Source organism: bacterium (assembly GCA_036524115.1).
GTDB lineage: Bacteria > JAUVQV01 > JAUVQV01 > JAUVQV01 > DATDCY01 > DATDCY01.
In genome coordinates this window covers 1-24,288 of the sequence record DATDCY010000088.1, presented here as the reverse complement: position 1 = coordinate 24,288, position 24,288 = coordinate 1, and the positions used below count along the sequence as shown (strand labels likewise).

At 71.5% G+C, this 24,288-nt stretch carries 18 protein-coding genes; 1 reads left to right on the top strand and 17 read right to left on the bottom strand.

Annotated elements, in window-relative coordinates; genetic code table 11:
- Positions 1 to 135: 135 nt before the first annotated feature.
- The 7 genes from VI078_04170 to VI078_04140 form a co-directional block, all read right to left on the bottom strand.
- Complete coding sequence (locus VI078_04170) at positions 136 to 1,575, bottom strand: glutamate synthase subunit beta (protein ID HEY5998481.1); 1,440 nt, start codon at positions 1,573 to 1,575, stop codon at positions 136 to 138.
- Positions 1,576 to 6,108: a glutamate synthase large subunit gene (gltB, locus tag VI078_04165; GenBank protein ID HEY5998480.1), complete on the bottom strand. Its 4,533-nt coding sequence runs from the start codon at positions 6,106 to 6,108 to the stop codon at positions 1,576 to 1,578.
- A 110-nt stretch (positions 6,109 to 6,218) separates the two neighbouring features.
- Positions 6,219 to 6,896: a type 1 glutamine amidotransferase gene (locus VI078_04160; GenBank protein HEY5998479.1), complete on the bottom strand. Its 678-nt coding sequence runs from the start codon at positions 6,894 to 6,896 to the stop codon at positions 6,219 to 6,221.
- Positions 6,893 to 8,533 carry an NAD+ synthase gene (locus VI078_04155; protein ID HEY5998478.1) on the bottom strand — a complete coding sequence of 547 codons (1,641 nt, stop codon included), beginning with the start codon at positions 8,531 to 8,533 and terminating at the stop codon, positions 6,893 to 6,895. Before VI078_04155 ends, VI078_04160 begins: the two co-directional genes overlap by 4 nt.
- 373 nt (positions 8,534 to 8,906) lie before the next feature.
- Positions 8,907 to 9,707 carry a hypothetical protein gene (locus tag VI078_04150; GenBank protein HEY5998477.1) on the bottom strand — a complete coding sequence of 267 codons (801 nt, stop codon included), beginning with the start codon at positions 9,705 to 9,707 and terminating at the stop codon, positions 8,907 to 8,909.
- A 217-nt stretch (positions 9,708 to 9,924) separates the two neighbouring features.
- Positions 9,925 to 10,314, bottom strand: a complete 390-nt coding sequence (locus tag VI078_04145; GenBank protein ID HEY5998476.1) for a VOC family protein — start codon at positions 10,312 to 10,314, stop codon at positions 9,925 to 9,927.
- 38 nt (positions 10,315 to 10,352) lie between these two features.
- Positions 10,353 to 12,122, bottom strand: a complete 1,770-nt coding sequence (locus tag VI078_04140; GenBank protein HEY5998475.1) for a YgiQ family radical SAM protein — start codon at positions 12,120 to 12,122, stop codon at positions 10,353 to 10,355.
- Positions 12,123 to 12,270: 148 nt separating this feature from the next.
- Between VI078_04140 and VI078_04135 the strand changes: the two genes are divergently transcribed.
- Complete coding sequence (locus VI078_04135; GenBank protein ID HEY5998474.1) at positions 12,271 to 14,088, top strand: chorismate-binding protein; 1,818 nt, start codon at positions 12,271 to 12,273, stop codon at positions 14,086 to 14,088.
- Positions 14,089 to 14,261: 173 nt separating this feature from the next.
- Here VI078_04135 and VI078_04130 read toward each other — a convergent pair whose 3' ends face one another.
- The 10 genes from VI078_04130 to VI078_04085 all read right to left on the bottom strand — a co-directional run.
- Positions 14,262 to 14,666 (bottom strand): hypothetical protein, encoded by a 405-nt coding sequence (locus tag VI078_04130; GenBank protein ID HEY5998473.1) that lies wholly within the window; start codon positions 14,664 to 14,666, stop codon positions 14,262 to 14,264.
- A gap of 437 nt (positions 14,667 to 15,103) precedes the next feature.
- Positions 15,104 to 16,546: an NADH-quinone oxidoreductase subunit N gene (locus VI078_04125; GenBank protein HEY5998472.1), complete on the bottom strand. Its 1,443-nt coding sequence runs from the start codon at positions 16,544 to 16,546 to the stop codon at positions 15,104 to 15,106.
- Between the two features lie 12 nt (positions 16,547 to 16,558).
- Positions 16,559 to 18,046: an NADH-quinone oxidoreductase subunit M gene (locus VI078_04120; GenBank protein HEY5998471.1), complete on the bottom strand. Its 1,488-nt coding sequence runs from the start codon at positions 18,044 to 18,046 to the stop codon at positions 16,559 to 16,561.
- A 34-nt stretch (positions 18,047 to 18,080) separates the two neighbouring features.
- Positions 18,081 to 20,105 (bottom strand): NADH-quinone oxidoreductase subunit L, encoded by a 2,025-nt coding sequence (gene nuoL, locus VI078_04115; GenBank protein HEY5998470.1) that lies wholly within the window; start codon positions 20,103 to 20,105, stop codon positions 18,081 to 18,083.
- A gap of 94 nt (positions 20,106 to 20,199) precedes the next feature.
- Complete coding sequence (gene nuoK / locus VI078_04110) at positions 20,200 to 20,511, bottom strand: NADH-quinone oxidoreductase subunit NuoK (protein HEY5998469.1); 312 nt, start codon at positions 20,509 to 20,511, stop codon at positions 20,200 to 20,202.
- Positions 20,508 to 21,041 carry an NADH-quinone oxidoreductase subunit J gene (locus VI078_04105; GenBank protein ID HEY5998468.1) on the bottom strand — a complete coding sequence of 178 codons (534 nt, stop codon included), beginning with the start codon at positions 21,039 to 21,041 and terminating at the stop codon, positions 20,508 to 20,510. The genes nuoK and VI078_04105 overlap by 4 nt, the downstream gene beginning before the upstream one ends.
- Positions 21,038 to 21,505: a 4Fe-4S binding protein gene (locus tag VI078_04100; protein HEY5998467.1), complete on the bottom strand. Its 468-nt coding sequence runs from the start codon at positions 21,503 to 21,505 to the stop codon at positions 21,038 to 21,040. Before VI078_04100 ends, VI078_04105 begins: the two co-directional genes overlap by 4 nt.
- 18 nt (positions 21,506 to 21,523) lie before the next feature.
- Entirely contained in the window at positions 21,524 to 22,624 is a 1,101-nt protein-coding gene (nuoH, locus tag VI078_04095) for an NADH-quinone oxidoreductase subunit NuoH (protein HEY5998466.1), read from the bottom strand.
- Positions 22,625 to 22,637: 13 nt separating this feature from the next.
- A complete protein-coding gene (locus VI078_04090) occupies positions 22,638 to 23,786 on the bottom strand; it encodes an NADH-quinone oxidoreductase subunit D (GenBank protein ID HEY5998465.1) in 1,149 nt (382 codons plus the stop codon).
- 2 nt (positions 23,787 to 23,788) lie between these two features.
- Positions 23,789 to 24,288, bottom strand: a 500-nt coding sequence (locus VI078_04085; GenBank protein HEY5998464.1) for an NADH-quinone oxidoreductase subunit C, incomplete at its 5' end; no start/stop codon positions are given.

Below are 24,288 nucleotides of genomic sequence, written 5' to 3'. Positions count from 1 at the left end.
TTCCTGCGTTTTCTCCGGGCGTCTCCGGCGACCGACATCCACGCCGGGACCGTTCCGTAAGTATCGCTGAACGATACCTACGGAAATGTCGCCCGCTCCCAGTCCAGCCGGACCCGCGAGGTCGGCCGGATCCGCTCAGCCCTCCCTGAGCCAGCGGTCCGCCGCGGCGGCCGCCCGGCGCCCATGGTCTATCGCGGTGACGATCAGCCGCGCGCCCAGCACGCAGTCGCCGGCGGCGAAGACACCCGGCGCCGAGGTCATGAGGTCGGCGTCGGTGAGGAGGCAGGCGCCGGGGTTGAGCTCGAGGCCGAAGTCCGTCACCAGCGCGCTGTGCTCGGTGTGCACGAAGCCCATCGCAAGCACCACCAGGTCGGCCGGCAGCTCGAACGCCGAGCCGGCGACCTCCTCGAAGGAGCGGCGCCCCGCGGCATCCGGCGGGCTCCAGGCGACCCGCACGCAGAGCAGTGCCCGGACGTGCCCGGCGGGGTCGCTGAGGACCTCCTTGGTCGAGACGCCCCAGAGCCGCGTGCAGCCCTCGTCGTGCGAGGTGCCCGTGCGCAGCACCTGCGGCCAGTGGGGCCAGGGGTTGTCGGCGGCCCGCTCGCGTGGAGGCTCGGGGAGGATCTCCACCTGCGTGATCTCGGCCGCCCCCTGCCGCCGGGCGGTGCCGACGCAGTCCGCGCCCGTGTCTCCCCCGCCGACCACGACGACGCGCCTGCCGGCGGCGGTGAGGTCCGGTTTGGCGGACGTCCCCCCGGCGCCCCCCGCCACCCGCCGATTCTGCGCCGTCAGGTAGTCCATCGCGAGGATCACTCCCGCCAGGTCGCGCCCGGGGAGGCGGATGTCGCGCGGCACGCGCGAGCCGGCGGCCACGACGACCGCGTCGAACGTGCGCCGCAGGTAGTTCACCGAAACGTCCCTCCCGGCCTCGACGCGGGTCTCGAAGACCACGCCCTCGGCCTCCATCTGCGCGATGCGGCGGTCGAGCACCCACTTCTCCAGCTTGAAGTCCGGGATGCCGTAGCGCAGGATGCCGCCGAGCCCGTCGGCCTTCTCGTAGACGACGACGGCGTGGCCGGCGCGCGCCAGCTGCTGCGCCGCCGCGAGCCCCGCCGGGCCCGAGCCGACGACGGCGGCCTTCTTCCCGCTGCGGCGCGGCGCCGGCTGCGGGACGATCCACCCCTCGCGCCACCCGCGCTCGACGATCGCCAGCTCGATCTGGCGGATGCTCACCGCCGGTGCGTTGATGCCGAGGGTGCACGAGCTCTCGCAGGGCGCGGGGCAGATGCGTCCGGTGATCTCCGGCAGGTTGTTCGTGGCGTGCAGCGAATCGAGCGCGCGCCGCCAGTGCCCGCGCCAGACCATGTCGTTCCAGTCGGGGATCCGGTTGGCGAGCGGGCAGCCGAAGCTGTGGCAGTAGGGGACGCCGCAGTCCATGCAGCGCCCCGCCTGGCGGCGCAGCCGGTCCTCGGGGAGCGCCAGCTCGATCTCGCGGAAGTCGCGCACACGCTCCGCGACCGGACGCTTGGGTGCGTCCTCGCGCTCGTACTCGATGAAGCCGGTGGGCTTGCCCATCTAGTCAAACACCTCTTCCGTCGCCGACACCGTCTCCGCCTGCAGCTCCGCCTCCCGGCGCATCCGCTCGAGGGAGGTGCGGTACTCGATCGGCATGACCTTGACGAAATACGGCAGCCGCGACTGCCAGCTCTCGAGCAGCATGCGCGCCTGCGCGCTGCCGGTGAGCGCCAGGTGCCGCTCGATCAGGGCGCGCAGCTCGGCCTGGTCGGAGGGAATCCAGACTCCCTCGAGGTCGACCATGTCCAGGTTGCAGCGCGTGTCGAAGAGACCGGTCTCGTCGTAGACATACGCCACGCCCCCCGACATGCCGGCCGCGAAGTTCACGCCGGTGCGGCCGAGCACGACCACCGTGCCGCCGGTCATGTACTCGCAGCCGTGGTCGCCGACGCCCTCGACGACCGCCGCGGCGCCGCTGTTGCGCACCGCGAAGCGCTCGCCGGCGCGACCGTTGAGGAAGACCTCGCCGCCGGTGGCGCCGTAGAGCACCACGTTGCCGGCGATCGTGCTCTGGTGCGGCACGAAGGTCGCGCCCGGGGGGGGGACGACGACGATGCGCCCGCCCGAGAGCCCCTTGCCGACGTAGTCGTTGGCGTCGCCCTCGATCCGCAGCGTGATGCCGGCGCAGAGGAAGGCGCCCGCGCTCTGGCCGACCGAGCCGCTGAGCGTGAGCGCGATCGCGCCGTCCGGCAGCCCGGCCGCGCCGAAGCGCGCCAGCACCTCGCCCGCCAGCAGCGTGCCGACGGTGCGGTGCACGTTGCGCACCGGCAGCGCGATCGCGACCGGCTCGCCCCGCTCGAGCGCCGGCGCCGCGCGGCGGATCAGCTCGTGGTCGAAGTGGGCGGCCAGCTCGTGCTCCTGCGTCCGCACGCAGCGGCGGGCCGGCTCCCCCGCGTCGAAGATGCGCGGGCGCACGACGGCCGTGAAGTCCAGCAGGCGGGCCTTGGGGTGGTCCGCCGCCGGCGCCGCCGCGAGCCGCTCGGTGCGCCCGACCATCTCGTCGACGGTGCGGAAGCCGAGGGCCGCCATCTGCTCGCGCAGGTCGCGCGCGAGGAAGCGGAAGAACCGCTCCACGTGGTCGGCCGCGCCGCCGAAACGCCGGCGCAGCTCCGGGTCCTGCGTGGCCACGCCGACGGGGCAGGTGTTGAGGTGGCACTTGCGCATCATGATGCAGCCGAGGGCGACGAGCACGATCGTGCCGAAGCCGAACTCCTCGGCCCCGAGCAGCGCCGCGATCGCCAGGTCGCGCCCCGTGCGCAGCTGGCCGTCGACCTGGACGCGGATGCGGTCGCGCAGGCGGTTGGCGACGAGCGACTGCTGTGTCTCGGCGAGGCCCAGCTCCCAGGGGAGCCCGCAGTGGCGGATCGCGGTCAGCGGCGAGGCGCCGGTGCCGCCATCAAAGCCCGAGATGAGCACCATGTCGGCCTTGGCCTTCGCGACGCCCGAGGCGATGGTGCCGACGCCGGCCTCCGAGACGAGCTTCACCGAGACGCGGGCGGACGGGTTCGCGACCTTGAGGTCGAAGATCAGCTGCGCCAGGTCCTCGATCGAGTAGATGTCGTGGTGCGGCGGCGGCGAGATCAGCGTCACGTACGGGGTGGTGTGACGGACGCGGGCGATGTCGCGGCTGACCTTGTGCCCCGGGAGCTGCCCGCCCTCGCCGGGCTTGGCGCCCTGGGCGACCTTGATCTGCAGCTCGTCGGCGCCCCGCAGGTACTCGAGCGTCACGCCGAAGCGTCCCGAGGCCACTTGCCGCACGCGCGAGCGCCGCGAGTCGCCGTTGGGCAGCGGCACGGCGCGCGCCGGGTCCTCGCCCCCCTCGCCGCAGTTGCTCCGCGCGCCGAGGCGGTTCATCGCGATCGCGATCGCCTCGTGCGCCTCCGGGCTGATCGAGCCGAAGCTCATCGCCGCCGAGACGAAGCGCCGGATGATCGCCTCCTCCGGCTCCACCTCCCCGAGGGGGACGGGCGCGCCGGGCACGAAGTCGAGCTGACCGCGGAGCGTGGTGCGGCGCAGCCCCGCGTTGACCGCCGCGACGTACTCCCTGAAGATGCGCTCGTCGTTGCGGCGCACCGCCTCCTGGAGCTTCGAGATCGCCACGGGGCCGAGCGTGTGGCTCTCGCCGTCGACCCGCAGGTGGTAGTCGCCGCCGCTCTCGAGCAGGCCGGCGGGGCAGCCGCTCTCGCACCAGCCGCCGCGGTGGCGGGCGTTGGCATCGCTGGCGATCTGCTCCAGGCCGATGCCGCCGATGCGCGAGGGCGTCCCCGCGAAGTAGCGGTCGACGACGGCCGCGCCGATCCCCACCGCCTCGAAGATCTGCGAGCCGAAGAAGCTGCGCAGCGTCGAGATGCCCATGCGGCTGAAGGTCTTGAGGAGCCCTTTCTTGAGGGCGGTGATGTAGTTGTCCAGCGCCTGCGCCGGGGTCACCGGCGTCTCGAGGAGACCGCCCTCGGCCAGCTCGCGGACCGTCGCGAGCGCCGTGGTCGGGCAGACGGCGTTGGTCCCGTAGCCGAAGAGCAGCGCGAAGTGCATGACCTCGCGCGGCTCGCCCCCCTCGAGGACGATGCCGGCGTGGTTGCGCAGCCCGGCGCGGATCAGGTGGTGGTGCAGCCCGGCGGCGGCGAGCAGCGCCGGGATCGGCGCCCGCTCCGGGCCGATCGCGCGATCGGTGAGCACGAGGACCGTCGCGCCCTCGCCGATCGCCCGCTCGGCCTCCGCGAACAGCCGGTCCAGGGCCCGCTCGAGCGCCGCGCCGTCGCCCCCCGCCGGGAAGGTCATGTCGAGGTCCGCGGTGCGCACGTCGGGGTGGGCGGCCCGCCGCAGGTGCTCCATGTCCTCCGGCGTCAGGAAGGGCTGGCGCAGCTTGAGCTGGCGCACGTGCGCCGGCGTCTCCTCGAGCAGGTTGCGCTGGCGCCCGATGAAGCTCATGAGCGACATCACCAGCTCCTCGCGCAGCGGGTCGATCGGCGGGTTGGTGACCTGCGCGAAGAGCTGCTTGAAGTAGGAAAACAGCGTCACCGGCCGGCGCGAGAGCACCGCCAGCGCCGCGTCGTTGCCCATGGACCCGACCGCCTCCTGGCCGCGCGCGGCCATCGGCCCGAGCACCATGCGACACTCCTCCTCGGTGTACCCGTGGGCATGCTGGCGGGCGCGCAGGCGCGCCGGCTCCTCGGCGGGGATCTCCGAGGCCTCGAAGAGCCCGCGCAGCTCGATGCGGTTGGCGTGCACCCAGTTGCGGTAGGGGCGCTGGCGCGCGATGCGCGCCTTGATCTCGCGGTCCGGGACCACGCGGTGCTCGTCGAGATCGACGAGGAACATCCGCCCCGGCTGCAGCCGGCCGCGGCGCAGGATCCGTTCGGGCTCGAAGGGGATGACGCCGGACTCGGAGGCGAGCACGACGAGGCCGTCGCGCGTCTCCGTCCAGCGCGCCGGGCGCAGGCCGTTGCGGTCGAGGATGCCGCCGATCACGCGCCCGTCGGTGAAGGCGACGGCGGCCGGGCCGTCCCAGGGCTCCATGATCGCTGCGTGGTACTCGTAGAACGCGCGCCGGTCCTCGCTGATCTGGTAGCGCGGGCCCCAGGCCTCGGGGATGAGCATCATCATCGCGTGCGGCAGCGAGCGGCCGCCGAGCACGAGCAGCTCGAGGGCGTTGTCGAGCATCGCGGAGTCCGAGCCGTCCTCCTGGATGACCGGCGTGAGCTTCGCCAGGTCGTCGCCGAAGAGCTCCGAGGCGAGGATCGCCTCGCGGGCGCGCATCCGGTTCACGTTGCCGCGGAGCGTGTTGATCTCGCCGTTGTGCGCCAGGAAGCGGAAGGGCTGCGAGAGCGGCCAGGAGGGGAGCGTGTTCGTCGAATAGCGCTGGTGGACGAGCGCCAGCGCGCTCTCGAACTGCGGCTGCGTCAGGTCCGGGTAGAAGGGGAGCAGCTGCGTGCCCGTGAGCATACCCTTGTAGAGCACCGTGCGCGCCGAGAGGCTCGGCACGCAGAAGTACGGGGTTACGGCCTCGCCCCAGCCGGCGGCCTCGCGCTCCGCCAGCCGCCGTACGACGTAGAGCTTGCGCTCGAGGGCGTCGTCGGCCAGCGCGCCGGCCCGAAGGAAGACCTGGCGGATCGCCGGGAGGGTCGCGCGCGAGAAGTCGCCGAGGTGGTTCGCGAAGACGGGGACGTCGCGCCAGCCAAGCGCGGGAAGCCCCTCGGCAGCCGCGAGCCGCTCGATCAGCGCGACGCAGCGGGCCGCCTCGGCCGCGCCGGGGGGGAGAAAGACCATGCCGGCGCCGTACGCGCCGGCGGGCGGCAGCTCGAAGCCGAGCCGCGCGGCCTCCGCGCGGAGGAAGCGGTCGGGGACCTGCAGCAGCAGGCCCGCCCCGTCACCGGTGGTCTTGTCTCCCCCGACCGCGCCGCGGTGCTCGAGGTTCACGAGCACCCGCGCGCCCAGCTCGACGACATCGTGCCGCGGCACGCCGTCGAGCCGGGCGACGAAGCCGACGCCGCAGTTGCCCCGCTTCGCCTGGCCGTCGATCAGGCTGCGCCCCATCTGCCCTTCTCCGGTGGCTGTCGTCCTGGCCTGTGAAGAATCCGATGATAGCACACGCCCCGCCCGGGTTCCCGCGACGCGTTCCCGGCACGCCGGACCGTCCGCGGACGTCAGCGGCGGCGTGCAAAATCGAGGAAATTCTCCCCCAGGGTGTGGGCGTAGCGTCCGATCTCCGGGGTCAGACGGTCGTACTGGTGCAGGATGAGGGCGGAGCCGGGCTGGCCGCCGAACCACTCCTTGAGCATCGGTCGGTCCGCCTCGAGGTGGAACTGCAGGCCCCAGCTGTTGCCGACGCGGAAGGCCTGGTTGAGACACTCCCTGCCGGTGGCCAGCAGCGTTCCGGCGGCCGGCACGTCGAAGGTGTCCTCGTGCCACTGCAGCACCGTGAGCGTCGGCGGCACCTCGCGGAAGAGCGGGTCGCGCACCCCGTCCTCCGTGAGCGAGACCGTGTACCAGCCGACCTCCCTGACGCGGTTCTTCCGCACCGCGGCGCCGGCCGCCTTGGCGATGAGCTGGGCGCCGAGGCAGATGCCGAGGACGGGGAGCCCGAGCTCCGCGGCCTCCTGGAGGAAGCGGTCCTCCTCGCGCAGGAAGGGGTGGATGGGCTCCTCGTAGACGTTCATCGGGCCGCCCAGGACGATCGCGGCGTCCAGCGCCCGCGGCTCCGGCAGGCGCTCGCCGCGGTGGAGGTGGACCGTCTCGACGGCGGTGCCCGCGGCCTGCAGGACGTCCGCAAGAACACCGGGGCCCTCGCTGTCGACGTGCATGACGACCGCAACGCGCATCATCGCTCCGCCAGATGGTCCGTCCAGCCGTTGGTGATGGGCAGCCGCCGGTCGCGCCCGAACGCGCGCGGGGTGATCTTCACGCCCGGCGGCGCCTGGCGTCGCTTGTACTCGGCGCCGTCGACGAGCCGGATCACCCGCTCGACCGTCTGCGGGTCGAAGCCGAGCGCGGCGATCTCGCGCGGCGAGCGCAGCCCCTCGACGTACGCGGCGAGAATCGCGTCCAGAACCGGATACGGCGGCAGGGAGTCCTCGTCGCGCTGGTTCTCGCGCAGCTCGGCCGAGGGCACGCGCCCGATCGTGCTCTCCGGGATCACCTCGCGCCGCGCGCGTCGGTTGAGGTCGGCCGCCAGCTCCCAGACGAGCGTCTTGGGCACGTCCTTGATGACCGCGAAGCCGCCGGCCATGTCGCCGTAGAGCGTGCAGTAGCCGACGGCGGTCTCGCTCTTGTTGCCCGTGGTCAGCACGAGCCAGCCGAAGCGGTTCGAGAGCGCCATGAGGATGTTCCCGCGCACGCGCGCCTGCAGGTTCTCGCCGGCGACGCCCGGGTCGCCCTCGCCGAAGGGGCCCGCCAGCAGCCGCAGGTAGCTCTCGTACGTCTCCTGGATCGGGATCTCGAGGAAGCGGATCCCGAGATTCGCGGCCACGCGCGCCGCGTCGGTGCGCGTCTCGCGGCTGTTGAAGCGCGAGGGCAGAGAGACGCCGACGACCCGCTCGGCGCCGAGGGCCTCGACGGCGATCGCCCCCGTCAGCGCCGAATCGATGCCGCCGGAGAGGCCGATGACGGCCTTCCCGAAGCGGTTCTTGCGCAGGTAGTCGCGCGTGCCGAGGACGAGCGCCGCGTGGATCTCGGCGAGCCGCTCGTGCGGCGCCGGCAGCGGTTGCGCCACCGGCGCCGGGAGCCCGTCGGGGCCCGGCGCCAGCTCGACGATGAGCAGGTCCTCGACGAAGCGCCGGGCGGCCGAGGTGATCGTCCCCTTCGCGTCGACGACGAAGCTGCCGCCGTCGAACACCAGCTCGTCCTGCCCGCCGACGATGTTCAGGTAGCACAGCGGCGTCCCGGCCGTGCGGGCGAAGCGCGCGGCGACCGCGTGGCGCTCTGCGAGCTTGCCGGCATGAAACGGCGACGCGGAGATGTTGATCACCAGGTCGTGGCGGCGCTGGCGGGCCTGGCGCTCGACGGCGCCCCCGGCGACCCAGATGTCCTCGCAGATCGTGACCAGGAGCGCGGTGCCGCCGAGGTCGACCGTCAGCGCCCCGGCCCCGGGCGCGAAGTAGCGCCGCTCGTCGAAGACGCCGTAGTTCGGCAGCTCGGTCTTGCGCGCGATCGCCGCCTCCGCCCCGCCGCGCAGCAGCGCCGCCGCGTTGTGGACGCGGTCGGCGGCCGCCTCGGGGAAGCCGACGAGGGCGTCGATGCCGGCGCAGCGGCGGGCGGCCTCGGCGAGGGCGACGCGACACTCGCGGACGAAGTGCGGGTTGAGCAGCAGGTCCTCGGGCGGGTAGCCGCAGAGCGCGAGCTCGGGGAGGACGACCAGCTGCGCGCCGGCCTCCCGCGCTCGGCCCGCCGCCGCGGCGATGAGCTCGATGTTCCCGCGCAGGTCGCCGACCGTCGGGTTGATCTGCGCCAGTGCGATCCTCATGGTTCCCCGTCCCCGCGGCGCCGCCGCCTTCGCCGTTCGCGGTGCGCTCACGGCACCCTCCGGGCGCTGTGGTGACGCCAGTATGCCACACGGCGCCGGCGCGGTCCGTCGCCGGCGCCGCATCCTTGAGCCATCCGCCCCTTCCTCCATGTGTCGTCGCCTGGGTGCGCGGCGCCTCGTCGCTCGTTCGGACTTCCGGGGCCAGCAACGAGCGTGCCAACCCCGGCATCCCGATCGCAACCCCCGAAAGTGACAACGGATTGTCTCGCGACGACGCCTGGGCGCCGGAGGGTCCCGTTCGGGAAAACCTACGCAACGGGTGCCCGGAGCGGCGGCCGCGGGCCCGTGGCGTCGGGCCCGCGGCTCCGTCGGATCAGAAGATCGAGGTGTTGATGTCGAACTGGACCGTCCACTTCCACTTGCCGTTGATCGCCTCCTCGTTGAAGAAGACCGGCCCGGTCAGCAGGCTGATGTCCTTCGTGAAGAACCAGTACGCCCCGGCGCCGCCGCCGCCGATCGCGTTCTTGCCCGAGGCGTAGTCCGCGGCGAGGACGATGCGGCTGAACTCGTTCCCATCCCGGTCCTTGACCGGCAGGAAGGCGCGGTCGAAGGCCACCATGAACCCGGTGTTCTCCGCGCCGCCGTCCTTGTCCATGAGCACCTTCTTGTTGCCCCAGTACGGACCCGCGGACAGGCGCCCGATCCCGGGGATGCTCTTGCCGATCACGGCGTAGACGACGTCCTGGTTGGTGACGTCCGCCTTGGTGCCGACGTTGAAGACGCCCAGCTGCAGCGTCGGCTGCCCGGAGAACCACGCATCCTCGGGGACGCCGATCTTCGCGTTGAACGAGAGGGGGTAGTCCGAGGACTCCATGAGGTCGACGCCGACCTCCATCCTGAGCTTGTCGAAGGGGAGCACCCCGAGCGTCAGGCCGACGTCGGTCGGGAACTGGCCGCCCCCGTCCTTCGCCTTGCGGAAGACGGTGAAGTAGTTGTCGACGCCGGTGTGGAGGACGCCGTAGGGCTGGATGTCCACGGTCATCGGCGTCCAGTAGGTCGTCGAAGGGGTGGCCCGGACGATGTCCGGCGCGCCGCCGACGAGCGCCGCCAACGCCAGTGCCGCGACCGCTCCGCGTGTTCCGATACGCCCCGACGCTCTTCCGCTGCTGTTCATCGAGTTCCTCCTCGCTTTGCTCTTCGGCACGTGCCCCAGTGCACGTCGCCCGTCGTCTTGGTTGTTCAGCAATCGACGTGCCAGCAGGCAATCGCTCGATGTATCAGTCTGATAATACGGAGAATTTTATCCAGTGACCCGATCGCTGCGTCTTGCAGGTTTACTGAATAAAAGATACTTGCGGGAATGGCAAATCTAAGACAACTACCGATACGTACTATTTCTGGAATATGTTGAACGGGTACGAAGAGATCGCGACCCGATTCCCCTCGGGATCGCGGAAATAGCTCGTGTGCTCGGTCCGGCCCTCGATCCGGACGCCGGCGGACGTGAGACTCCGCTCCCAGGCCTCGCGCCGCTCCGCTGCGCAGGCAAGTGCCAGCAGGAAGAGTCCCGCGCCCACGTCCGCCACCCGCCGGGGCGGCTCCGCCGTGCGCTCGATCATCAGGACGGCGCCCCCGAGGTCCAGCCAGACCGACCGCAGAGTGCCGTCGGGGAGGCGGTGCCGCGCGACCTCGGGCAGCGCGAGAAGGTCGCGGTAGAACGCCGCGATGCGCTCGACGTCCTGCGCGCCGAGGGCGAGGTGATGGAGGCGCGTCCCGATCATGGGTTGCTTCCGATGGGCGGGCGTCCGCGGTGCCACGCTCACCGCCGGCGGCCTCGAGGCGGCCCCGCCGCAGGCTGCAGCGCGCGCCGTTGGCGCAGTCGCTCGCCGGCGCCGCGCGCGACGAAGATCGGCCTGCCGGTCTCGTAGTCGCGGCCGGTGGCGTACATCGCGGCGGCCGGCGTCATCGGCAGCGGGATGAAGTCCTGGACCTGCTGCAGCTGCCAGCGGGTCGCGCGCAGGCACTCCTCGACGACCCCCATCTGCGCTTCGGTGCAGCCGGGAAAGCCGGCGATGAAATACGGCACGAGGTACTGCTCCCTGCCCGCGGCGGCGCTCTCCCTGCGAAATTCCTCCCGGAAGCGCTCGAAGACGCCGGCCGGCTTGCGCATGCGGCGCAGGACCTCCGGATGCAGGTGCTCCGGTGCCACCTTGAGGTGCCCGGAAACGTGGTGGCGGACCAGCTCGCGCAGGTAGCGGGGAGTGCGCAGCGCCACGTCCATCCGGATGCCCGACTGCACGAAGACGTGCCTCACGCCGGGGACGCGCGCGGCGGCCCGCAGCAGCTCGATCCCCGGTTCTTCGCGGATCGCGAAGCGGTCGCACAGTGCCGGGAAGAGGCAGCTCGCCCGCCGGCAGGAGCGGCACGCGGCGTCCAGGCCGTTCGCGCAGCCGTAGAGGTTCGCCGTCGGCCCCCCGAGGTCGGTGATGGTGCCGTGGAACCCCGGGGCGGTGGCGATCCGCTCGACTTCGCGCAGCACCGAGTCCGCGCTGCGGGCCGAGAGGAACCGGCCCTGGTGCAGGCCCAGCCCGCAGAAGGTGCAGCCGCCCGCGCAGCCGCGGACGACGGTCACCGAGTCGCGGATCATCGTGAAGGCGGGGATCGGGCCGCCGTAGCGCGGGTGCGGCCGGCGCGTGAACGGCAGCTCGGCCAGCGCGTCCAGTTCGGCCGTGGACAGCGGCGGCGCCGGCGGGTCGACGACCACGGCCCGGTCGCCGAAGAACTGCACCAGCCGCCTGCCGCAGAACGGGCTCTGTTCCGTCTCGGTCCGGCGGGTCGTCTCCAGCAGCAGGGCGCGGTCAGCCTGGAGCTGCTCCCAGGACGGGAGCACGATCGTGTCGCCTGCCGGTGCCGGTGTCCGACGCGGCAGCGCCCCGGCGGCGCGGGCGCCCAGGAGCCGCGCCGTGCCCCGGATGCCGGCGAGGTCCGCGGGCGCACCTGCGGCCGCGGCAGCCCGCAGCCGCCGCGCGATCTCCCGCACGGCGCGCTCGCCCATGCCGTAGACGAGAATGTCCGCCTTCGCGTCCAGGAGGATGGACGGCTTGAGCCCGTCCGCCCAGTAGTCGTAGTGCGTCAGCCGCCGCAGGCTGGCCTCGATCCCTCCGAGCACGACCGGCAGCCCGGGGAACGCCCGCCGCGCCAGCTGCGCGTAGACCACGGCCGCATGGTTGGGGCGCCGCCCGGCCGCCCCGCCTTCGCTGTACTCGTCCTCGGAGCGTCGGTGCCGGGCCGCGGTGTAGTTGGCCACCATGGAGTCGAGGTTGCCCGCGGTCACGCCGCAGAAGAGCCGCGGGCGGCTCATCGCCAGGAGCGGCTCGGGCGTGCGCCAATCCGGCTGCGCCACGACGCCGACCCGAAGCCCTTCCGCCTCGAGCACCCGGCCGATCAGGGCCGCGCCGAACGCAGGGTGGTCAACGTAGGCGTCCCCCGTGACGAGGAGCACGTCAAGCTCGTCCCAGCCCCGCTCGGCCAACTCCGTCGCGGTGCCGGGCAGGGGGGCCGGCAGATCGACCTTCCGTTCCTTCGCCATCGTTCCTCCGCACAGCTGCCGCGCCGTCGCCCCGCCGCTCTCGAACCATCATAGTACAGACGCCGCGCCGCCCCGTCGCGCTCCCGGCGTGCGCTTCTCGGGTACAATTCCGGCACGCCGGCCGGCTGTCCGGCGCGGGAGGGGCGCGGTGACAGTGCGGAACACGCGTCGTGTCGGCAGCCGCGCGCCGAGCGGGGGCGTCGGCGCGCTGGCGACCTGCGGGAGCGACGACCGGACGCGCTGGCGACGCTACCGCGAGCCGCTCGGCGTGCTCGTCGCGACGCGCCTCGTCGATGTCCTGCCGCTTGTCGCCGAGGTGCGGCGGCAGATCGATCGCGGGAGGGTGGCGGTCGGCTGGATCGGCTACGAGGCTTCCCCCGCCTTTGACGACGCGCTGACGGTGCGGCCGGCGGGCGAGGTCCCCCTCGCGTGGTTCGCGCTCTTCGCGGGGGGCGAGGATGCGCGCGCGCCGGAGGCCGGCGGCGCCGTAGCGCCTTTCACGCCGACGTGGAGCGGCGGGCCGACGCCGGAGATCTACCGGGACGCCGTGGCGGCCATCCACGGGCGCATCGCCGCTGGGGAGACCTACCAGGTCAACTACACGTACCGGCTGCGGGCGCCGTGGGACGGCGCGGACATGGCGGCGCGGTTCGCCGCCCTGGCCCGGGCGCAGCGGTCGCGCTACGGCGCCTTCATCGACACCGGCAGGTACGCCGTGCTCTCCGCCTCGCCCGAGCTGTGCTTCCGCCTCGAGGGCGACCTGGTCACCTGCCGGCCGATGAAGGGCACCGCCGCGCGCGGGCTGACCGCCGCGGCCGACGTGCGGCAGGCGGACGCGCTGCGCGCCAGCGAGAAGGAGCGCGCGGAGAACGTGATGATCGTGGACATGGTGCGCAACGACCTCGGCCGGGTCGCGCGCGCCGGGTCCGTCCGGGTGCCGCGCCTCTGGGAGACCGAGCGCTACCCGACGCTCTGGCAGATGACCTCGACCGTCTGCGCCGAGACCGGCGCGCCCCTCGAGGAGGTCCTTGCCGCGATCTTCCCGTCGGCGTCGATCACCGGCGCGCCGAAGGTCCGCACCATGGAGATCATCGCGGAGCTCGAGCGGACGCCGCGGGGGATCTACACCGGCTGCGTCGGCGTGCTCGGGCCGGGCCGGAGCGGCTGGATGAACGTCGCGATCCGCACGCTCGTCGTCGACCGCCGGCGCGGGAGCGCGGAGTACGGCACCGGCAGCGGTATCGTCTGGGACTCGCGGGCGGGAGCGGAGCTGGCGGAGTGCCGGACCAAGACGCTCGTCCTCGGCGGCGTGCCCGCCCGCTTCCGGCTCATCGAGACCCTGGCGTGGCTGCCGGGGCGGGGCCTGTTGCTTCTCGAGCGGCACCTGGGGCGCCTCGCCGCGTCGGCCGAGTACTTCGGCTTCGCCTGCGACCCGGAGGCAGTGCGGGCACGCCTCGGGGCGGCCGTGCGCGGTCTGCGCGGTGCCCGCCGCGTCCGCCTGCTGCTGGACGAAGCCGGGACGGTGGAGATCGCCGTGGCGCCGCTCGGGCTGCGCGCGGTGCCTCTCGAAGAGCGCCCGCCGGCGCGCGCCCGTCGCGTCCTGGCGGTGGCGCTCGCGCGCGAGCCGGTGCGCCGGGACGACCTCTTCCTCCACCACAAGACCACGCGGCGCGAGCCCTACGAGCGGGCGCTCGCCGGCCGCCGCGGCTGCGACGAGGTGATCCTCTGGAACGGGGAGGGAGAGGTCACGGAGGCGGCGACCGCCAATGTCGTCATCAGGGACGCAGCGGGGCTCTGGACGCCGCCGCTCGAGTGCGGTCTGCTCGGCGGCACGTTTCGCGCCGCGCTGCTCGAGCGCGGCACGGTGCGCGAGCGGCGCATCGGCGTGGACGAGCTGCGGTCCGCGCGCGGGGTCTGGCTGGTGAGCTCGGTGCGCGGCTGGCGCCGCTGCCGCCTTGTCGACTGACGATCGCTCTGACGCAGGGTAGTCACGGCGCCGCCGCCGCACGCGAAGGAGGCCCGCTTCTCACAACAGGGGGGGTGACAGCGGCGCCAGCCGCGCCACCGGGGGGCGAAGCCTCCCCCATGGAAGCGCCCGCAGGCAAGTTCCGCCGCGGAAGAAACGATGCCGGGCGCCGGCTAGAGGAACTGGACCTTCGTGGTGGCGCGCCCGATGATGAAGCAGCGCTCGTTGTTCGACTCGTGGTCGGCGGGCACCAGGAAGAAGCCGGCGCGGGTCGGATCGTAGCCCTGCGTGGTGCCGACGAGGACCTCCCCGTCCCGGAAGACGACGCGGATCTTCTTGCCCACCGGGGGCCGGTCGGGCCGGAACTCGAGGCGCTCGCGGTGCTCGGGGTTGCCGACCAGGTCCTTCACGAAGAAGACCGCCTTGAGCTCCGAGATCTGCACGAGCATGGGCTTGGTCCCCGGGGGGGCGTCCAGGGGCATGACATGAAACGCCGGCTTTGATGGCAGGAAGTCCCCTGTGTACCCCTTGAGCCGCCTCCCGTCCAGGAAGCGAACCACGATCTTGTTCTGTATCAACGCCCGTCCCTCTCGTCCAACGTCATCCTTTCAGACGCGTTGTCCGCGCCGGCCGGCCATTCTACAGCATTCTGACACCGATGGCGCGCCGTTTGGCACACCCGCACGAGTGGTAGGCCGCGGGGACACGCCGGGCCGGAGCCGGGGTCAGATGCAAGGGGCGACCCGCCACGGATTTGCGACGATCCGGCAGGAGGGACGCGCCGCGGCAGATGGCCCCCGGTTCGGAACCGTGAGGGAGGCCCCGCAGAAGGGTCCAGATGCAAGGCGCGCGACGCAACGGATCAGCGAATGTCTTGGATGAGCCCGCGCAGGCCGCTCACAGGGGTCCAGATGCAAGGCGCGCGACGATCCGGCGACTGAGGCGTACGCGCGGTACGCCGCAGGGAGCCGGGAGGAGTGCAACGCCGCAGATGGGCCGCTGTGGGCGGCCTGCGCTAGAAGCCGGAGGCGGAGGCGCTCTCGACCCAGCGGAGGAACTGCGGCAGCAGCCCGAGCGCGAGCATGCCGATCGTGCTGATGGCGAGCACGGCGCCGGAGGCCGCCGAGACCGGGATCGCCGGGACCGGCGTGCTCCCCTCCTTGGGCTTCTCGATGTACATCCAGCGGATGACCGTCAGGTAGTAGTAGAGGGAGACCGTCGAGTTGACGGCCGCCACCAGGACCAGCCAGTTCTTCCCGACCTGCGCCGCCGCGGCGAAGAGGAAGAACTTGCCGAGGAAGCCCGCCAGCGGCGGGATGCCGGCGAGCGAGAAGAGCGCGAGCATCATCACGAACGCGATGCGCGGGTTGGACTCGGAGAGGCCGATGTACTCGCGCATGTCCTCGCGGCCGGTCGCCCGCTCGACGATGGTCGCGACGCCGAAGGCCGCGAGGCTCGACGCCAGGTAGACGAGCAGGTAGAAGGCCACGGAGGCGTCCGCGCGCACGCCGCGGGCGGCGAGCCCGACGAGCAGGTAGCCGCACTGCGCCACCGACGACCAGGCGAGGAACCGCTTGATGTTCGTCTGGTAGAGCGTCACGAGGTTCGCGATGCTCATGGTCAGCACCGCCAGCACCGCGACGAGCAGCGCCACGCTCTCGCCGATCTGGGTGAACGCCAGGGCGACGGCCTTGGCGAAGAGCGCGAAACCCGCGGCCTTCGAGGCCACGGCGAGGAACACGGAGACGACAACCGGGCCGCCCTGGTAGACGTCCGGCGCCCAGAGGTGGAAGGGGACGGCCGAGATCTTGAAGCCGACGCCGACCATGACCATGACCAGCGCGGCGACCGTCAGCGGCCCGGCGGGCAGCCGCTGGGCGATCGTCGCGAGCATCGTCGAGCCGGTCAGGCCGTAGACGAAGGAGAGACCATAGAGCAGGAAGCCCGAGGAGAGCGCCGAGGTGAAGACGTACTTGAGACCGGCCTCGGCGGCCTGGGGCCGGCGCGGGTGGATCGCGACCATCGCCACCAGCGGCATCGTGACCAGCTCGAGGCCCGTGTAGAGCAGCGCCAGCTCCCGGGAGGAGACCAGCACGCACATGCCGGTGACCGAGAGCGTCATCAGGCCCATCGCCTCGCCAAGGCGGCTGGCCGGGATCGGCGGCTGGGGCTCGTCGCCGGGGCAGGCGAGCAGCGCGGTGAGGGCGCCGGCGGCCAGGAAGAGCCGCTTGTAGAGGACGGAGAGCGGACCGGTGCCCCACGCGCCGCCAAAGGCCTCGCCCAGCGGCGAGAGGCCGGCGAACGTCCCCGCGAACAGCAGGCCGAAGCCCGCCGCGGCCAGGAGCGTCTCGGCGCGGCCGTTGCGGCCCTTGGGGCTGACCATCCCCACGCCGAGCACGACCGCGGCCAGGATCGTGAGCCCGACCTCGAGGTTGATCGCGGAGAACGAGGCGCCCATGGTCGTCACCTCCTAGCCAACCGCCGCGATGCGCGCCACGACCGGCGCGAGCGAGCTGGAGATGAGCCGGATCATCCACATCGGGAAGATCCCGGCGAAGGCCAGGAAGAACACGAGGATGCCGAGGGGGACGCGCTCGACGAGCGTCGCGTCCGTCAGCTCGAGGTGGTGCTTGTCCTGGATCGGGCCGTAGAGCATCTTCGTCAGCGCGCGCAGCAGGTACACGGCGGTGGTCACGACGCTCGAGGCTGCGAGCACCGTCATCACGCGGTGCGAGAGCGAGGCGTCCTGGAAGGCGGCGACGAAGACCTGGACCTCGGCGATGAAGCCGGCGAGCCCGGGGAGGCCGAGCCCGGCCATGCCGCCGATCATGTAGCAGACGCCGAGATACGGCATCACCTTGAGCAGGCCCCCCATCTCGGTGATGAAGCGGGTGTGCGTGCGCCCGTAGATCATGCCGATGAGCGCGAAGAAGAGGGCGGTCATCAGGCCGTGCGCGAACATCTGCACGACGGCGCCCTGGAATCCGGTGATGTTCAGGGTCGAGAGCCCGTAGATCACCAGCCCGCAGTGGCTGACCGAGCTGTACGCCGTGATGTACTTGAGGTCCGTCTTGCGGCAGGCGATGAGCGCGCCGTAGAAGATGTTCACGGTCGTCAGCGCGAGGAAGAAGGTCCCCCACATCCGCGCGCCCTCGGGCATCAGGAACATGACCTTGAGGCAGCCGAAGCCGCCGAGCTTCATGAGCACGCCGGCGTGGAGCATCGAGACCGCCGTCGGCGCCGAGGCGTGGCCGTCCGGCGACCAGGTGTGGAACGGCCAGAGGCCGCCGAGGGTCCCGAAGCCGAAGAACATCAGCGGGAAGACCCAGGCCTGCGTCGCGGCCGGGATGCCCCGCGCGGCTATGGCGTCCATGGCGAAGGTCGGCGAGCCCGACTGGAAGAAGAGCACGAGGATGCCGACCACGATCAGCGCCGAACCGCCCATGAGCATCAGGGTCAGCTTCATGGCCGAGTACTCCTTCGGCCCGGTGCCCCAGAGGCCGATGAGCAGGTACATCGGCAGCACCGCGATCTCGTAGAACAGGAAGAAGAGGAAGAGGTCCTGGGCGCCGAAGACGCCGAAGACGCCGCCGACGAGCAGCAGCAGGAAGGCGAAGAACTCCTTGCCGCGGTGCTCGTGGCGCCAGGAGGCGAGCACGCCGCAGAAGATGACGACCGCCGTCAGCAGGATCATGAGCACGGCGACGCCGTCGGCGCCCATGTAGTACTCGACGCCGAGGGTCTCGAGCCAGGTGAAGCGCTCGACGTGCCAGAGGGGGGCGCTCCCGGCGCCGATGCGGCCAAGCGCGTCGAACACCAGCCAGACCGCCAGGGCGACGTCGATGCCGGTGGCCACGAGCGCGACCCGTTTGATGGTCTCGAGTCTGGATGCGGGCAGGAACATGATGATCGCCACGGCCGCGAACGGCACGGCGGTGATGAGCGTCAGTATGCCCATGCGTCCCCCTTGTTCTTCCCGTTAGTGTCCCGTGTCAGTCGCGCGGGATGTTCTTGAGCGGCTCGCCGGTGCCGCGGACGTTGCGCACGATCTGCACGGCGAGGGCCGCGCCGATGCCGCCATAGCCGGCGGCGACGAGCGCGGCGATGCCCGGCCCGGCGAAGATGAGCGTCAGCATGAGCAGGGCGGCGCCGCCGGAGACGAAGCGCAGCGCGTTCTGCAGGCGCCCGGTGGCCGTGAGCCGCAGCCAGGCCCCGCCGAGGCGCGAGGCCTGGGCGGTGAGGTCCATGGTGCCGTCGACGATGCGCCGGTCGAACCAGGCCAGCGGGCGGCTGATGTAGCGGAAGATGATCTTGTGGGTGATGAAGAGGTAGATCTCGTCGAAGTAGAACTTGTTGTAGACGGTGCGGTAGAGCCCGCCGAGCGCCGCGGCGACCCGGGCGGGCGCGCCGCTGGGCCGGCCGTAGAGCAGGGCCGCGGTCGCGATGCCCGTGAGGCCGGCGAGGGTCGCGGGCACCGCGATCATCGGGTCGATGCTCGCGTGCTCCAGTTCCCCGCGGTAGACGTACTGGCCGAAGGGCACGTACCCGAGGAAGATCGAGGGCACCGCCAGGATCGCCAGCGGCACCCACATGCTCGCCGGCGACTCGTGGGCGTGGTCGAACTTGTGGTGGTCGCGCGGCTCGCCCCAGAACGTGAGGAAGTAGATCCGGAACATGTAGAACGCGGTGAGCCCGGCCACGAAGAGCGCGACGCCGAAGACCACCGGGTGCCCGCCGTGCAGCGCAGCCGCGAGGATCTCGTCCTTCGAGAAGAAGCCCGAGGTCCCGGGGAACCCGGCGATCGCGAGGCAGGCGATGAGGAACGTCCAGTGGGTGATCGGCTGCTTGCGGCGCAACCCGCCCATCTCGCGGATGTCGTTGGTGTGCACGGCGTGGATGACGCTGCCGGCGCCGAGGAAGAGCAGCGCCTTGAAGCAGGCGTGGGTCGCCAGGTGGAAGAGCGAGGCGGTGAAGCCGAGCGGCGCCTCGGCCCGGGCGACGCCGAGCGCGAGCATCATGTAGCCGAGCTGCGAGAGCGTCGAGAACGCAAGCACGCGCTTGATGTCGAACTGCGTCACGGCGATGACCGCGGCGAAGAGCGAGGTGAAGGTGCCGATCGCCATCACGACCGCCATGCCGCCCTCGGTGGCGGCGTAGAACGGGAAGAGCCGCGCGACGAGGTAGACGCCGGCGACGACCATCGTCGCGGCGTGGATGAGCGCGGAGACCGGCGTCGGCCCCTCCATCGCGTCGGGGAGCCAGATGTGCAGCGGGAACATCGCGCTCTTGCCTGCGGCGCCGCAGTAGACGAGGACTGCCGACAGGGTGAGCGCGCTCACGCCCATGAGGGTCACGCCCTCGAGGCGGGAGATGGTCGCCGGGTCGCCGAGGTGCGCGAAATCCAGGCCGCCGGCGTAGCCGGAGAGGATGAGCAGCCCGAGCAGGAAGCCGAGGTCGGCGAAGCGGGTGACGATGAAGGCCTTCTTGCACGCCGAGACCGCGCTCGGCTTCTCCCAGTAGTACCCGATCAGCAGGAAGGAGGAGACGCCGACCAGCTCCCAGAAGACGTAGATCTGGAGGATGGAGACGGAGAGGACGAGGCCGAGCATCGAGCAGGTGAAGAGGTTGAGGGCGGCGAAGTACCGCGGGTAGCCCGGCTCGCCGTGCAGATACCCGGTGGAGTAGATGTGCACGAGCAGGCTGACGCCGGTCACCACGAGCACGAGCAGCATCGAGAGGTCGTCGGCGATCACGCCGACGTTGCCCGGGAACTTCGGGGTGAAGGCCAGCCAGGTCGTCTGCCAGGGGATGAGCGTGTCGTGCGCGTGGCGGCCGAAGTAGGCGAAGGCGGCGCCCCAGCCGACGAAGGCGCTGCCGCCGACGGCGGCGATGGCCGCCCCCGAGCAGACGCGCGGGCTCGTCAGCGGCCGCAGGACGAGGGCGATGAGGAGCGCGCCGAGGAACGGCAGCAGCGGCACCAGCCAGAGGTGGTCGAGGAACCAGGAGCCCGTCGTCATGGCGCGGGCGCCTCGCCCGCACAGCGCTGCAGGCTTGGGGATGCGAACAGCGAAGCCGCTTCCTGATGATGGCCGGAGAACGTGTTCATCGTCGTCACCCGCTGAGCGTGTCCGCGGCCCGCGCGTCGAGGTTCTTGCGGTGGCGGAAGAGGGAGATGATGACCGCCAGCGCGACCGCGGCCTCCGCGGCGGCCACGGCGATGATCAGGATCGGGAAGACCACCCCGCCGGGGTCGCCCTTGAAGAGGAAGCGATGGAAGGCGACGAAGTTCAGTGCCGCCGAGTTGAGCACGAGCTCGACGCAGAGGAGCATCGCGACGAGGTTGCGGCGCGTGAGCAGCCCGAAGACGCCGAAGCTGAAGATCAGCGCCGAGAGGACGAGGTAGTGCTCGAGCCCGGGGTTCACTGGCCCTCCTCCCGTGCGCGGTCCTCGGGCCCGCCCGCGACCGTGCAGGCGCCGATGAGCGCCGCGACCAGCACGAGCGAGATCACCTCGAAGGGCAGGGCGAAGCCGCCCGGCCCCGTCTCGAGCAGCGCGTGCCCGATCTCCCGCACCGGCGCCGAGGCCGGCGTGGGGCGGGAGGCGCCGAAGCCCTGCATCAGCGCGGCGCCCGCGACGACCATCAGCAGCAGCTCGGCGATGATCGCGGCGGCGACGCTGCGCGAGAACGGCGAGCGCAGGTACTCCTTCTGCGTGACGTCCGAGACCATGAGGACCGCGAACACGACGAGGACCACGACGCCGCCGACGTAGACGGCCACCTGCACCGCCGAGAGGAACTGGGCGTCCATGAGCAGGTAGACGCCGGCGATGCCGATGAGCACCGCGGCCAGGCCGATGGCGCAGCGGAAGAGGTTGCGCGCGGTCACCACGAAGTAGGCGGAGAACAGGATGAACGCCGCCATGAGGTAGAAGAAGAACGTCTCGAGCGTCACGGGGCCTCCGGCGCCGGCCGCGGCACGCCGTCGGGCGTGTCCAGCCGCAGGGTGAGCGCGCCGCGCTCGTAGGCGGCGTTCTCGTAGTCGTTGCCCATGACGAGCGCCGAGAACCTGCAGGTGTCGACGCAGAGCCCGCAGAGCGTGCAGCGCTCGAAGTGGTAATAGTAGCCGGCGAGCTTGAACTTGTTCGTCTCCGGGTCCTTCTCGCGCTTGACCGTCAGCGAGTTGTTCGGGCAGGCCTTCATGCACAGGCCGCAGGCCGTGCACTTGTGCGTGTTGTTCTCGGGGTCGCGCACGAGGTGGATCTTGCCGCGGAAGCGCGGGGCCATCTTCAGGCACTCGCGGTTCTCGGGGTACTGCTGGGTCACGACCTCCGAGAAGCGCACGTAGTGCCCGAGCGTGATGCCCATGCCGGTGACGAAGCCCTGGATCGCCGTCACCGTCCGTCCGAGATAGCCCATGCCGCCGCTCCTGCCGCCTTACCCGGGGAAGAAGTACCAGCCGGCGGTCACCAGGCAGCTCGCGACGGCGAGCGTGACGAAGGCCAGCGGCATGAGGAACTTCCACTCGAAGCGCATCATCTGGTCGACGCGCAGGCGCGGGAAGGTCCAGCGCACCCACATGAAGACGAGCACGAGCGCCATCGCCTTGCCGTAGAACCAGGCCCAGGGGGGGATGAGGTCGGCGAGGCGGTTGAAGCCGGCGGCGCCGCCGATGTGGAACGGCATCCAGCCGCCGAGGAAGACCGTGGCCGAGATCGAGCAGACGAGGAAGATGTTGACGAACTCGGCGAGGAAGAACATCGCGAAACGGATTGAGGCGTACTCGGTGTGGAAGCCGGCGGTCAGCTCGCTCTCCCCCTCCACGAGGTCGAAGGGCGTGCGGTTGCACTCGGCGATCGAGGCGATGCCGTAGATGAGGAAGGCCACGATCCCGACGAGCGGCGCGCGCCAGATCCACCAGCCCTGGGCCTGGGAGGCGACGATCTCGCGGAAGTCGAGCGAGCCGGCGAAGACCAGGATGGAGATCAGCGCGATCGTCGCCGACAGCTCGTAGGAGATGATCTGCGCGCCGGCGCGCATCGCCCCGAGCATCGACCACTTGTTGTTGCTCGACCAGCCGGCGGCGAGGATGCCCAGCACGCCGACCGAGCCGATCCCGAGCACGAAGACCAGGCCGACGTTGAAGTTGACGACCTGCAGATCCGGCGCCCACGGGATGAAGGCCAGCGCGACGAAGGTCGCGGCGAAGCACAGCAGCGGCGCGAGGTGGAAGATGAACCGGTCCGCCTCGAGCGGCGTGATGTTCTCCTTGCTCAGCAGCTTGAGGCCGTCGGCGAGCGTCTGGAGGATGCCGTGCGGCCCGACGCGCATCGGCCCGAGCCGCTGCTGGACGTGGGCGGCGACCTTGCGCTCGACCCAGACCAGCGAGAGGGCCGTGAGCGAGACGAAGCCGGCCAGGAGCGCCGCGGCGAGGATCATCTTCACCAGGTCGACGAGCTGCGGGTTGCCGAGCAGCGCGGTGAGGAAGGCGGTGATGGCCGCCGGAATGCGCTCGGTGTGCCAGATCCAGTTGTCCATCGCGTTCAGCGCCTCAGCGGTCGATGCAGGGGATGACGACATCGAGCGTGGAGAGGATCGCCACGATGTCGGCCACGCGGTGGCCCTTGGAGATGTACGGGAGCGCGGCGAGGTTCGAGAAGTTCGGGCTGCGCACCTTCACGCGCCAGGGCTTCTCGCCGCCGTCGCCCTGCAGGTAGAAGGCGATCTCGCCGCGGGCGGCCTCCACGCGCGAGAGCCAGTGCCCCTTCGGGATCTTGACGATCGCCGGCAGCTTGGCCCGCACCGGTCCCTCGGGCATGCTCTCGAGCGCCTGGCGCACGATGCCGAGGCTCTCGCGCATCTCGTCGATGCGCACCTGGTAGCGCGCCCAGCAGTCGCCTGCGCTCATGACCGGCACCCGGAAGGCGAGCTGCGGGTAGATGCCGTAGGGGCGCGCGCGGCGCACGTCGTAGTCGACGCCGCTGGCGCGGGCGGTCGGCCCGGTGACCCCGAGCGAGCGCGCCAGGTCGGCCGAGAGCACGCCGATCCCCTTGGTGCGCTCCTGGAAGACCAGGTTGCCGCCGAGGAGCTCCTCGTACTCGGTGATGCAGGGCGCGAAGTACTCGAGGAACGCCCGGACGTCCTTGGCGAAGTCCTCGTCGACGTCCTGCACGACGCCGCCGGGACGGATGTAGTTCATCGTCAGCCGGGCGCCGCAGGTCTTCTCGAAGATGTCGTTGATCCGCTCGCGGTCGCGGAAGCCGTAGAGGAAGGGGGTGAAGGCGCCGAGGTCCATCCCGAGCACGCCCCACCAGAGCTGGTGCGAGGCCATGCGGGTCAACTCCGCCATGATCACCCGGATGTGCTGGGCCCGCTCCGGCACCTCGATGCCGAGGGCCTCCTCCACCGCCAGCGCCCAGCCCCAGTTGTTCATGTGCGCCGAGAGGTAGTCGAGGCGGTCGGTCAGGTGCGTGAACTGCACCACGGTCATCGCCTCGCCCATCTTCTCGACGCCGCGGTGCACGTAGCCGAGCACCGGGGTGACCCCGAGGACGGTCTCGCCCGCGAGCTTGAGCACGAGGCGGAGCACCCCGTGGGTCGAGGGGTGCTGCGGCCCCATGTTGACGAAATAGTCCTCGTAGGCCATGGGGGCCTCGGTGCCGGGAACGTCGGCCGTCTTGAACGCCTTGAGCAGTTCCATGGTCAGTAGGGCCGCTTCACGACGTCGTGGAGGGTGTCCACGTAGTCCTTGCGCAGCGGGTGGCCGGGCCAGTCCTCGTCGAGGAGGATCCGCCTCAGGAACGGGTGGTTGCGGAAGACGATGCCGAACATGTCGTAGGTCTCCCGCTCGTGCCAGTCGGCGCCCTTCCAGACACCGAAGACCGAGTCGATCGCCGGCGTCTCGCGGGGGACCTCGGCGAGCAGGGCGCCCTGGCGGCCGCCGGCGTAGCTCGTGAAGGCGTAGAGCACCTCGAAGCGCCCCTCGGCCGGGCGGTCGACGGCGGAGACGAAGAGCAGGTAGTCGAACCCGGCGTCGCGCAGGCGCGTGCACGTCTCGACGATCCGCCCCGCGTCGACGCGCCACGTCGGCAGCCCGGGCATGGCGTCCGGGGTGCCCAGCTCCCCGAGCACGCCCGAGACCTTCGCGGCGAAGGCGAGCGCCTCGGGGTCGGGCGGCGGCGCGGGGGCCGCGGCCGGAGCAG